The 12,319-nt window shown below is 65.3% G+C and carries 10 protein-coding genes; 8 read left to right on the plus strand and 2 right to left on the minus strand.

From position 1 onward, the window contains the following. Window positions 1-56 precede the first annotated feature (56 nt). The 8 genes from FZF13_RS03190 (at window position 57) to FZF13_RS03225 (ending at window position 10,581) form a co-directional block, all read left to right on the plus strand. Window positions 57-1,598: a sugar ABC transporter ATP-binding protein gene (locus FZF13_RS03190; RefSeq protein WP_024927009.1), complete on the plus strand. Its 1,542-nt coding sequence runs from the start codon at window positions 57-59 to the stop codon at window positions 1,596-1,598. A gap of 16 nt (window positions 1,599-1,614) precedes the next feature. Beyond that, window positions 1,615-2,598: an ABC transporter permease gene (locus FZF13_RS03195; RefSeq protein WP_024927010.1), complete on the plus strand. Its 984-nt coding sequence runs from the start codon at window positions 1,615-1,617 to the stop codon at window positions 2,596-2,598. A gap of 17 nt (window positions 2,599-2,615) precedes the next feature. Beyond that, window positions 2,616-3,596 (plus strand): sugar-binding transcriptional regulator, encoded by a 981-nt coding sequence (locus tag FZF13_RS03200; protein ID WP_036254134.1) that lies wholly within the window; start codon window positions 2,616-2,618, stop codon window positions 3,594-3,596. Further along, on the plus strand, window positions 3,593-4,588 hold the full coding sequence (locus tag FZF13_RS03205) for an aldo/keto reductase (protein WP_024927012.1): 996 nt from the start codon (window positions 3,593-3,595) through the stop codon (window positions 4,586-4,588). Before FZF13_RS03200 ends, FZF13_RS03205 begins: the two co-directional genes overlap by 4 nt. A gap of 22 nt (window positions 4,589-4,610) precedes the next feature. Then, window positions 4,611-6,329: a glycerol-3-phosphate dehydrogenase/oxidase gene (locus FZF13_RS03210; protein ID WP_024927013.1), complete on the plus strand. Its 1,719-nt coding sequence runs from the start codon at window positions 4,611-4,613 to the stop codon at window positions 6,327-6,329. Beyond that, window positions 6,320-7,162: a class I fructose-bisphosphate aldolase gene (locus FZF13_RS03215; protein ID WP_024927014.1), complete on the plus strand. Its 843-nt coding sequence runs from the start codon at window positions 6,320-6,322 to the stop codon at window positions 7,160-7,162. Before FZF13_RS03210 ends, FZF13_RS03215 begins: the two co-directional genes overlap by 10 nt. Window positions 7,163-7,462: 300 nt before the next feature. Further along, the gene (locus tag FZF13_RS03220; protein WP_024927015.1) at window positions 7,463-8,977 is read left to right on the plus strand and encodes an FGGY-family carbohydrate kinase; all 1,515 of its coding nucleotides are present in this window, start codon (window positions 7,463-7,465) and stop codon (window positions 8,975-8,977) included. Then, window positions 8,974-10,581 carry a GMC family oxidoreductase gene (locus FZF13_RS03225; RefSeq protein ID WP_024927016.1) on the plus strand — a complete coding sequence of 536 codons (1,608 nt, stop codon included), beginning with the start codon at window positions 8,974-8,976 and terminating at the stop codon, window positions 10,579-10,581. Before FZF13_RS03220 ends, FZF13_RS03225 begins: the two co-directional genes overlap by 4 nt. A 17-nt stretch (window positions 10,582-10,598) precedes the next feature. Here the strand turns inward: FZF13_RS03225 and phnN are convergent, their stop codons facing one another. Together phnN and FZF13_RS03235 are read right to left on the minus strand one after the other, a co-directional pair. Then, the gene (gene phnN / locus FZF13_RS03230) at window positions 10,599-11,186 is read right to left on the minus strand and encodes a phosphonate metabolism protein/1,5-bisphosphokinase (PRPP-forming) PhnN (RefSeq protein WP_036254131.1); all 588 of its coding nucleotides are present in this window, start codon (window positions 11,184-11,186) and stop codon (window positions 10,599-10,601) included. After that, window positions 11,179-12,318 (minus strand): alpha-D-ribose 1-methylphosphonate 5-triphosphate diphosphatase, encoded by a 1,140-nt coding sequence (locus FZF13_RS03235; protein ID WP_024927018.1) that lies wholly within the window; start codon window positions 12,316-12,318, stop codon window positions 11,179-11,181. The genes phnN and FZF13_RS03235 overlap by 8 nt, the downstream gene beginning before the upstream one ends. Between the last annotated feature and the right edge of the window lies 1 nt (window position 12,319).

Consider the following 12,319-nt stretch of genomic DNA (forward strand, 5'->3'; position numbering starts at 1 on the left):
GCTGGAAGGGGCTTTCCCTTCCAGCACTTTTTCAGAACCTTTCGCAGGAGCATGGCGTGACCGACGCGCCCGTCCTTCAGATCCGCAACCTTTCCAAGGCGTTCGGGCCGGTCCAGGCGCTGAGCGGCGTCGCCTTCGAACTGCGCCGCGGCGAGGTGCACGCGCTGTGCGGCGAGAACGGCGCCGGCAAATCGACGCTGATGAACATGATCGGCGGCGTGCTGCAGGCCGACGAAGGCGAAATCCTGATCGACGGCAAGCCCGTGACCATCGCCTCGCCGGCGGCGGCACAGAAGCTCGGCATCGCACTGGTGCATCAGGAAATCGCGCTCTGCCAGGACGCGACGGTTGCCGAAAACATCTGCATGGCTGCGATCAATACCCGGCGCGCGCCGCTGATGAATTACGCGGAAGTCTATGCGCAGGCCGAGAAGGCGATGAACCAGCTTGCGCCCATTCCGGTGCGCAGCAAAGTCGCCGACCTTTCCATTTCCAGCCAGCAGCTGGTCGAGATCGCCAAGGCGCTGACGCTCGACTGCAAGGTGCTGATCCTCGACGAGCCGACCGCGGCGCTGACCGAGACGGAAGCGCAGCGCCTGTTCTCCATCGTGCGCGGCCTGAAAGCGCGCGGCATCTCGGTCATCTATATCAGCCATCGCATGGCCGAAATCTTTTCGCTGTGCGACCGCGTCACCGTCTTTCGCGACGGGCGCTATGTCGCGACCGAGGCCATCGCGGCGACCTCGCCCGACGATGTCGTGCGCAAGATGGTCGGCCGCGAGATCACCCAGCTTTATCCCGACAAGCTCCCCGCCGACGCGGTACCGGGACGGTCCCTGCTCTCTGTTAGCGGCCTGTCGGACGGCAGCCGTTTCGTCGATGTCGATCTCGACCTGAAAGCCGGCGAAATCCTCGGCATTGGCGGCTTGATCGGTGCCGGACGCAGCGAGATCGCGCAGACGATCTGCGGACTAAGGCAGGCCAGCGCCGGCAGTGTCGCGCTGGACGGCAAGCCGCTTGCCATCCGCTCTTATGCCGACGCCGTGCGTGCCGGCCTCGTCTATCTCTCGGAGGACCGCAAGGGCTCGGGCGTGTTCCTCGATCTGTCGATCGCCGCCAATGTCTCGGCGCTCGACCTCGGCAAGCTCACCGGGCGCCTTGGCCTGCTCGACCGCCGCGCGGAAGCCAATCAGGCAACACACCTCGCCAAGCGGCTCGGCGTGCGCATGGCCGGCATCGACGTTGCCGTATCGACGCTTTCCGGCGGCAACCAGCAGAAGGTGGCGATCGCCAAGCAGCTTTCGGTTTCGCCCAAGGTCATCATCATGGACGAGCCGACGCGCGGCATCGATGTCGGCGCCAAGGTCGAGATCCATCGCCTGTTGCGCGACCTCGCCAACCAGGGCGTCGGCATCGTCGTCATTTCCTCGGAACTGCCCGAACTGATCGGCCTGTGCGACCGCGTGCTGGTCGTGCGCGAAGGCGCCATCGCCGGCGAACTCGGCGCGGGCGAACTCGACGAGGAAACCATCATCATGCTCGCGTCGGGCGTTAAGCCGGCGCAAACGAGCCAAGGACAGGCCCACAATGTCGCTTGAGAGTGGAGAAACCGTCATGCATGCCGAGATCAGGGCCACGGGCGCCGGCCGTTCCAGCTTCGCCCGGCTCGCCTCGATGCGCGAGGCCGGCCTGATCGTGATCATCCTGGCGCTGTGCATCGCCATGAGCTTCGCTTCGCCGCACTTCCTGACCTGGGGCAATTTCCGCGCCATGCTGATGAGCTTCTCGATCGAAGGCATCGTCGTGGTCGGCATGACGATCCTTTTGATCGTCGGCGGCATCGACCTGTCGGTCGGCTCGGTGGTCTGCTTCTCGATGGTGGTTTCAGGCGCGCTGTTCCTGATGGGGCTGGACCCATGGACCGCCAGCCTGATCGGCATCGCAGTGAGCGCACTGATCGGCGCGGTGATGGGTTTCTTCGTGACGGTGGTGGGACTGAACCATTTCATCACCTCGCTGGCGGCGATGGTGATCGTGCGCGGGCTGTGCCTGGTCATCACCAAGGGCACGCCGCTGTCTTTGTTCACGCTGCCGCCGGAATTCAAGGCGATCGGCCAGGGCAGCTTCCAGGGCGTGCCTTATGTCATCATCATCTTCGTGGTGGTGGTGGCGATCTTCGATTTCCTGCTCAGGCGCGCCACCGCGTTCCGCAAGGTGTTCTATACCGGTTCGAATGAGAAGGCAGCGCAGTTCTCCGGCATCAAGACCAACCAGGTGAAATTCTGGGTGACGGTGCTGTGCGCGACGCTGTCGGGCGTCGCCGGCGTCATCTACATGGCCCGCTTCGGCGCCGCCACGCCGACCTTCGGCGCCGGCATGGAGCTCAACATCATCGCCGCGGCGGTCATCGGCGGCGCCTCGCTGAAGGGCGGCTCGGGCACGATCTTCGGCGCCATCCTCGGCATCGCGCTGCTCTCGGTGGTGACCAGTTCGCTGATCCTACTCGACATCTCGGTCTACTGGCAGGACATGATCAAGGGCTGCATCCTCCTGGCCGCCGTGTCGGCCGACCACTTCCTGCATCGCCAGAAATCCTGAGATCGAGGCGCGGCACGATGGCACCCCCCAACACTCGCGACGACATCTCGACCGTGCGCCAGATGCACCAGGCGCTCGTCCTCCACTATGTGGAAGGCAAGACGCAGGCCGAGATCGCCAAGGAGCTCGGCATCTCGCATGCCACCGTCAACCGGCTGATCAAGCGCGGCCATCAGCTCGGCCTGGTCGAGATCAAGATCAAGTCGCCGATCGATCATCTGGTCGACCTCGAGGCGCGGCTTGTCGCGCTCGGCGGCATCGAGCGCGCGGTGGTGGTGCCGACGGTCTCGGAAAACCCGCAGACGGCCTTGCAGCGCGTCGGCGAAGCGGCAGCCAATCTTTTGCTCGAAACCATCAAGGACGGCGACACCATCTCGATCACCGGCGGCAAGGGTGTCAGCGCGCTGGTCGCGGGGTTGAAGCCAGGCCGCCGCTATGACGTCGAGGTCATCCCCGCCACCGGGCTGGTGCAGGGCAAGCACTATACCGACGTCAATCACGTCGCCTCGCTGATGGCCGACAGGCTGGGCGGCCGCGCCTACCAGATCCACGCGCCGCTGTTTGCCGACACGCCGGAACAGCGCGAGATGCTGATGGGGGTGCGCGCGGTGGCCGATGTGTTCCGCCGGGCGCGCGAAGCCACGGTCGCTGTGGTCGGCATCGGTTCGATCCTGACCGACGATTCTTCCTATTACGACCTGCACCCCTCTTCCAGCGCCGACCGCCAGGCGATCGAGCGTTCCGGTGCATCGGGCGAATTGCTGGCGCATCTGATCGACCGGGATGGCAAGCTCAGCGACTACACGCTGAACCGCTCGCTGGTCTCGCTGACGCTGGACGAGTTCGCCACCATTCCGCGCTCGATCGGCATTGCCAGCGGGCCGAGCAAGATCGCGCCGATCCTGTCGGCGATGCGCGGCAACCATCTCGACATCATCGTCACCGACGAGGCCACCGGCCTCGGTATCCTCGACCTTGCCGAAAGAGAAGCAGCATGAGTTCCAGACAGATCCAACGCCCCATCGGCGCATCCGGCATCCAGGCGTCCGGTGTCGGTCTCGGCACCTGGGCAATCGGCGGCTGGATGTGGGGCGGCACCGACGAGCAGGCCTCGATCCGCGCCATCGAAGCCTCTATCGACGCCGGCGTCAGCCTGATCGACACCGCGCCCGCCTACGGGCTTGGCCGCAGCGAGGAGATCGTCGGCAAGGCGATCAAGGGCAAGCGCGATAAGGTGGTGATCGCCACCAAATGCGGGCTGAACTGGCATTCCGGCAAAGGCAACCATTTCTTCGACCAGGACGACAAACCGGTGCACCGCTATCTCGGCGCCGACGGCATCACCTATGAGCTGGAGCAGAGCCTGAGGCGGCTCGGCACCGACCATATCGACCTCTACATCACCCACTGGCAGGACCCGACGACGCCGATCGCCGAAACGATGGCCGCGCTGGAGAAACTGAAGACGGCGGGAAAAATCCGCGCGATCGGCGCCAGCAATATCAGCGCGGACGACCTCGAGCAGTATGTGGCAGCCGGCCAGCTCGACGCCATCCAGGAACGCTATTCGATGATCGATCGCGAGATCGAAGGCACGCTTTTGCCGATCGCGCGGAAGCACGATGTGGCGACGCTCAGCTATTCCTCGCTGGCGCTCGGTTTGCTGACCGGCACCATCGACCCCGGCCGGGCCTTCTCCGGCGACGATCAGCGCAAGGACAATCCGCGCTTCTCGGCATCCAACCGACAGAAGGTGGCGGCGCTGAAAAAAGCGATCCAGCCGATCAGCGAACAGCACAAGGCATCCATGGCGCAGATCGTCATCGCCTGGACGCTGGCGCAGCCGGGCATCACCTTCGCGCTGTGCGGCGCCCGCAATCCCGAGCAGGCGATCGACAATGCGCGCGCCGGCGAGATCAGGCTGGGTTCCGACGAACTCGCCGTCATAGACAAAGCGATAGCCATGCATCTCACCCAGATGGATGCCTGAGTAACCCCGAGGCATTTCCAAAATGACGCGCAACGAAACACTCGCCGCGCTGCGAGAGCGGCCGGACATTGCCGTGCTCATCATCGGCGGCGGCATCAACGGCATCTCGGTCTTCCGCGAGCTCGCCTTGCAGGGCGTCGACGTGTTGCTGGCCGAGAAAGGCGACTATTGCGGCGGGGCGAGCGCAGCACTGTCGCGCATGGTGCACGGCGGCCTGCGCTATCTGGAGAACGGCGAATTCAAGCTGGTGAAGGAATCGCTTCTGGAGCGCGACCGGCTGTTGCGCAACGCCCCACATTATGTCGCGCCGCTGCCGACGACCGTGCCGATCTTCGATATTTTCTCCGGCATCGCCAATGGCGCGGTGCGCTTCCTCGGCCTCACCCGGCGGCCCAGCCGGCGCGGCGCGGTGGTGATCAAGGCGGGGCTGACGCTCTATGACGTCTTCACCGCCTCGCGCCGGCTGATGCCCGTGCATCGTTTTCGCGGTGCCAGAGAAACGCTGAAGACATGGCCGGCGATCAACCCGGCAACGCGCAGCTCGGCCACCTATTACGACGCCTGGGTGAGCCGGCCGGAGCGGCTCGGGCTTGAAATGCTGAACGATGCGATGGCGGCGTCGCCTTCGGCGCAGGCGCTCAACTACGTACAGGTCGGTTCCAACGCGGACGGCCTCATCCTGACCGACACGATCTCGGGCGAGACGCTGCCGGTGCGCCCTCGCCTCGTCATCAACGCCACCGGCGGCTGGATCGACCTGACGAATGCGGCGATCGGCGCCGCGGCACCACGCATGATGGGCGGCACCAAGGGTTCGCACATCATCGTCGACAACCGGGAGCTTTACGACGCGCTCGCCGGCCAGATGATCTATTACGAGAACGAGGATGGCCGTATCTGCATCCTGTTCCCCTATCTCGGCAAGGTGCTGATCGGCTCGACGGATATCCGCGTCGACGATCCGGACCAGGTGCGCTGCGAGGACGACGAGCTGCAATACATCCTGCAGTCGCTCGCCTTCGTCTTCCCGTCGATCGAGATCGCCCCTGAAGAGATCGTCTTCCGCTTCGCCGGCGTGCGGCCGCTGCCGGCCAGCGACGACAGTTTCACCGGACGCATTCCACGCGACCATTTCTGCGAATTCGTCGAGGCCAGCGGGCACCTGCCGGCGACGCTGTGCATGATCGGCGGCAAATGGACGACCTTCCGCTCGTTCGGCGCGCTGGCCGCCGACATGTCGCTGGAACGGCTTGGGCTTTCCCGCAAAGTCGGCACCGAAGACATGGCGATCGGTGGCGGGCGGAACTTTCCGCCTGATACAGTTGTGTGGTGCGCGGAGCTGGCAGCCGAACACAAGATCAGCGAGGCGCGCGCGCAGGTGCTTCTGGAGCGCTACGGCACTTCCGCGCGCGATGTTGCAGCCGGCTTGTCCGTAGCCTCCGATGCAATGCTGCCGGGCTGCGACTACAGCGAAGGCGAAATCCGGCTGATCGTGGAGCGCGAACAGGTCGAGACATTGGCCGACATCTTCCTGCGCCGCACCACCATCGCGATTACCGGCGACCTGACGAGCGAGCTTGTCGATGCCGTGCTCGATCTCCTCGCCACCCGCAAGAACTGGGACGCCGGGCAAGCCTCGCGGGAACGCGCGGCGTTCCTGGCATTGCTCAAGCACCAGCACGGCGTCGACCTTTCCAACCCTTCCAAGACCGACAAGAAAAGGAGCGCGATATGCGCGTGAACAAAAAAGCCCGCATGAACCGGCTGTTCGGCAATGGCCGCTGCCTGGACGTCGCCATCGACCATGGCGTGTGCAACGAGCCGAGCTTCCTGGTCGGGCTGGAGGACATGGCCGGCGTGGTCGACAGACTGGTGAAGGCCGGCCCCGACGCCATCCAGATGAATTACGGCCAGGCCGACCTGCTGCAGGACGTTCCCGGCAAGGACAAGCCGGCGCTGGTGATGCGTCTCGACATGGGCAACCCCTACAACAAGATCCGCCACCGGGCTATGTGGGCTTTGCTGCAGAACGAGGCCGAACCGCTGATCGGCGCCATCGAGATGGACGCCGCCTGCGTGGTGGTGAACCTGTTCATGCTGCCCGACGAGCCGGACCTGTTCAAACAGTGCGTGCAGAACATTTCCCGCGTGCGCGCCGATTGCGAGAAATACGGCATGCCGCTGATGATCGAACCGCTGGCCATGCTGCCGGTCTCGGAACATGGCGGCTACATGGTCGACGGCGACGTCGAGAAAATCGTGACGCTGACCCGGCTGGCGCGCGAGATGGGCGCCGACGTCGTCAAGGCCGACCCGACCACGAATGCAGAAGACTTCCACCGCGTGGTCGAGGCGGCGCGCTGCCCGGTGCTGGTGCGCGGCGGCGGCAAGGAGGATCTGCGCGCGGTGTTCGACAAATCGGCGGCGCTGATGCGCCAAGGCGCGCTCGGCATGGTCTATGGCCGCAACATCTACCAGCACGCCAATCCGAGCGCGGTGGTGCGCGGCCTGATGGCGATCATCCATGACGGCGCTGATGGCGCCAAGGCCTTCGACCTGTACAACCAGGCGTAAGATGACTGATGCCATCCCTTCTCCCCTTGAGGGAGAAGGTGGCCGAGCTCGGCGGCACAGCCGCCGTAAGCGAGGTCGGATGAGGGGTGCTGGACGGAGTGCGATCCTTCCGGACTTCGAATGAGGTTAAGACAGGGGACACCCTTGAAACGCCTCATTTCTTCCAACACCCCTCATCCGTCTCGACGCTGCGCGCCGATCCACCTTCTCCCGCAAGGGGAGAAGGGAACACAGCGCGAAGCGGCCGGTAAGGGAAAACGTCGGACGTTAGTGTCCTCGGCACACTTCGGGAGGAGATTGATGGGTAATTACATACTGGGCCTCGATGCCGGCAATACCGTCATCAAGGCCATCATCTTCGACACGGCCGGGCGGGAGCTGGCGATGGCCGCGCTCGACGGCCGCTCGTCGATGCCGAAACCCGGCCATGTCGAGCGCGATCTCAACGAACTCTGGGCCAATGCCGTCACGGTGATCCGCCGCTGCATCGATGAAGCAGGCATCGACGCCGGCGATATCGCCGCGATCGGCTGCGCCGGACACGGCAACGGGCTCTACGCGCTGGACCGCGACGGCGCGCCGCTGATCGGCATCCAGTCGCTCGACACACGCGGCGTCGGCATCGTCGCCGAATGGGCCGGCGAAAATGTCGGCGACCGCACCTATCCCTACTGCCTGCAGCAGCCATGGGCGGCGCAAACGCCGACGCTGCTCGCCTGGATCAAGCGCTTCGAACCGGACCTGTTCGACCGGATCGGCACCGTGTTCCTGTGCAAGGATTTCGTCGTCAACCGGTTGACCGGAGCGCGGTCGAGCGACACCACCGACATGTCCGGCTGCGGGCTCTTGTCGATGCCGGCACGTCGTTATGAGCAGGAGCTGCTGGCCGCCTATGGCCTCAACGACTGCATGGACCTTTTGCCGCCGGCGCTGGAATCCGCCGAGATCGCCGGCCATATCACGCCGGAGGTCGCAGCACTGACCGGTCTGAAGGCGGGTACGCCCGTGGTGGCCGGCCTGTTCGACGTGGTGGCCAGCGCCGTCGGCTCGGGCGTGACGCGCACCGGTGCCGCATCGATCATTGCCGGCACCTGGAGCATCAACCAGGTCATCACTGATGAGCCGATCCGCGATCCGTCGATCTTCATGCTGTCGACCTTCGATCCCAAGCGCTATCTGGCAATCGAATCCAGCGCCACCTCGGCCGCCAATCTCGAATGGATCGCGCGCGAATTCCTCGAACACGAGGCCGGCCACGGAAAATCCCCATTCGAACACGCCAGCGAACTGGTCGCCTCGGTCGATCCGGCCGGCGATGTGCCGATCTACCACCCGTTCCTCTACGGCTCGCAGAAAAACGGGCGGGCCCGTGCCGGCTTCTACGGCATCGCCGGCTGGCACGGGCGCGCGCATATGCTGCGAGCGCTGTTCGAAGGCGTCGTCTTCGAGCACAAACGCCATATCGAGACGCTCACCCGCGCCGGTGCAGGCTTCGATGAGGCAGTGCTTTCCGGCGGCGGCTCGCGCAGCGCCGTATGGGCACAGATCTTCGCCGATGTGCTGGGCGTGCCCGTGACCGTGGCACGAAGCCGCGAAACCGGCGCCCTGGGCGCGGCCATCGCGGCCGGAACCGGTGTCGGCATCTTCCCTGACTTTGCCGCCGGTGCCACGGCGATGACGTCGGCGGCGCGCCGCTATGCGCCTAATGGCGCGATTGCCCAAGCCTATGCCGCGCGCTACCAACTCTATGGCGAGATCAACCAGGCGATGAGCCCGATGTGGGAACGGATCGCTCAGATGCAGGCGCAGTCGTGACCAGCCCCGCTCCGTTCGGCGAATTCGACTATGTGATCGTCGGCGCCGGTTCGGCCGGCTGCGTGCTGGCCAACCGTCTGTCGGCCGACCCGCGTAACAAGGTGCTTTTGCTCGAGGCCGGCGGCAGCGACCGCTACCACTGGGTCGATATCCCGATCGGCTATCTCTATTGCATGGGCAATCCGCGCACCGACTGGCTGATGAAGACCGAGCCGGACGCCGGCCTCAACGGACGCAGCCTCAACTATCCGCGCGGCAAGGTGCTGGGCGGCTGCTCTTCCATCAACGGCATGATCTACATGCGCGGCCAGGCGGCCGACTATGACGGCTGGCGCCAGGCAGGCAATGCCGGCTGGGGTTGGGACGATGTGGTGCCCTATTTCCGCAAGTCGGAGGACTATCATGGCGGCGCCGGCGCGATGCACGGCGCCGGCGGTGAGTGGCGGGTGGAAAAGCAGCGCCTGTCATGGCCGATCCTCGACGCCTTCCGCGACGGTGCGGAAGAACTCGGCATTCCGCGCACCGAGGATTTCAACGCCGGTACCAATGAGGGCTCCGGCTATTTCGAGGTCAACCAGAAGAAGGGTGTGCGCTGGAATACCTCCAAGGCGTTCCTGAGCGGCATCGCCAATCGCCCTAATCTGCGCGTACTGACCGGCGCCGAAACCGAGAGGCTGGAGTTCGACGGCCGCCGGGTGACCGGCGTCGTCTTCCGCCATGAAGGCGGCCTGCATGTCGCGAAAGCCGGCGAGACCCTGCTTGCCGCCGGCGCCATCAACTCGCCAAAAATCCTCGAACTGTCCGGCGTCGGCCAGCCGGAGCTTTTGTCGCGGCTGGGGATCGAGGTTCGACACGCGCTGCCCGGCGTCGGCGAGAACCTGCAAGACCATCTGCAGATCCGCACCGTGTTCAAGGTGAAGAACGCCGACACGCTGAACCAGCGCTACCACAACCTCCTGCGCCGCGCGGCCATGGGCGCGGAATACGCGCTGTGGCGCAGCGGGCCGCTGTCGATGGCGCCGAGCCAGCTTGGCATCTTCGCGCGCTCTGATGCGCGGCTGGCGACGCCGGATCTCGAATATCACGTGCAGCCGCTCTCGACCGACCGGCTGGGCGAACCGCTGCACCGCTTCCCGGCCGTGACGGTCTCTGTCTGCAATCTGAGGCCCGAAAGCCGGGGCACGGTCCACATGGAAAGCGCCGACGCCAGGGAGATGGCGAAGATACGCCCGAACTATCTCTCGACCGAGGGCGACCGGCACGTGGCGGTCGCTTCGATAGAGCATGCGCGGCGCCTGATGCGGACAAAGGCCATTGCCCGTTTCGAACCGGAAGAAATGCTGCCCGGTCCGCAATTCACCGGCCATGAGGACCTGGTGCGCAAGGTGGGCGACATCGCCACAACGATCTTCCACCCGGTCGGCACAGCCAAGATGGGCTCGGACGCGATGGCGGTGGTCGACGCCAGGCTGCGCGTGCACGGCCTGACCAGCCTGCGCGTCGTCGATGCCTCGATCATGCCGACCATCGTGTCGGGCAACACCAATTCGCCCGTCGTCATGATCGCCGAAAAAGCGTCGGAAATGATCCTGCGGGATCGTTGAAGCCGGCCGCCGCCCCTTCAGGACGCCAGAGACAACCGGCTGACGATGATCGAGACCAGCGCCTCGCCGGCGAGGTGAAGCTCGGCGCTGTTGTCGATGGTGATGTCCTGGCCGTAGGCGCCGAGCTTCAGGCCGCGCTCGACGCGGCGCTGAATGTCCTCGGCGGTCTCGCGTCCACGCGACGCAAGCCGGGCCGCGATGATTTCCGGCCGGGCGGTCAGGCCCGCCACGATGACATTGGCAAAGGCGGCGCGGATGTCGTCGAGCGCTCCACGCGAGCCGTTGGCGACGGCGGTGCCGCCGCGTTCGACATGGTCGAGCACGGTACGCGGCAACGCATAGCTCAGCCCGTTCGCCTGCCAGCTGACAGCAAAGCGCCCTGCCCGCGCGGCTTCCGCGAAATCGGTCTCGTTCAGGCTGTCATGGTCCTCGGCGTCGGCGGTCGCCGGGCGCGTAACGATGCGGCGGACGAACAGGATGTCGCTTCGCTCAGTCAGGCGCTCGCGGGCATAGCCAAGAACGCTGTCCTTGCCGGAGCCGCTCGGGCCGACGACGATAATGAGCCTGCCGGGCGAACCCCGGGAACCCGACACGGGATCAGGCAACGCGCCGGCCCTCGCGCCAGACCGAGCGCACCACCGGCACGCCCTTGTTGTGGCGCACGCGCACGACATCGCCGCGCAGACCGGGCGCGATGCGGCCACGGTCGGTCAGGCCCACCGTGCGCGCCGGGGCCGCCGTGACGAGACGGACCGTTTCGTTGAGGGGCCTGCCCTGCGGGCCGTCGGCCAGGATGAACGGCGCCTGCATGAGGCTGAACGGCACATAGTCGGACGAGAGCACGTCGAGCACGCCGGCCTCGGCCAATTCGCGCGCCGCAATATTGCCGGAATGCGACTTGCCACGCACGATGTTGGGCGCGCCCATCATCACCGAAATGCCAGCCTCATGCGATGCCCTGGCCGCTTCCATGCTGGTCGGGAATTCGGCCAGCTTTACACCGAAGGCAATCGATTCCTCGACATGTTCGACAGTAGCGTCGTCATGGCTGGCGATGGCGATGCCGCGTCCGGCGCAGGCATCGGCAATCGTCTTGCGATGCGCGGCGGAATACTTCTGCGAGGCGGCGACGCGCTTGGCCATGAAGCGCTCGAAGGCCGCGTCGTCCAGCCCGCGCTTGGTCTTGTAGTAGAGCGCGTACTGCTCGAGCGTCTGGAACTGGCGCTGGCCCGGCGCATGGTCCATCAACGAGGCGAGCCGCACGAAATTGTCGGTGTCGAAATCCTCGAACTGGTCGAGCACATCGGCCGCCGAAACCTCGCAGCGCAGGTGGATCAGATGGCTGGCGCGCAGCCTGTCCTCGGCGACTGCCACCTCGATGGCGTCGGCGATGACACGCATCTCGCCCTTCTGGAAACCGCCATCCTCGTCGGAACCGAGACGCAGGCAGTCGAAGACAGTGGTGATGCCGGAAGCCACCACCTGCGCGTCATGCGCCTGGAGGGCGGCGATCGAGTCCCAGCGCACGCCGGGGCGCGGCGAATAATGGGATTCGAGATGATCGGTATGGAGTTCGACCAGGCCTGGGATCACATAGTCGCCTTCGCAATCCTCGCCCGCCGAGACGATACCGGTATCGATCGACGCGATCTTGCCGCCGCGCAGCACAAGCGCCCCGTTGACGATCTCGTCTTCGAGGACGATGCGCGCATTCTTCAAAACGATCTCTTGGGACATC

It is taken from the genome of Mesorhizobium terrae, from assembly GCF_008727715.1.
In the GTDB taxonomy this organism is placed as follows: Bacteria; Pseudomonadota; Alphaproteobacteria; order Rhizobiales; family Rhizobiaceae; genus Mesorhizobium; species Mesorhizobium terrae.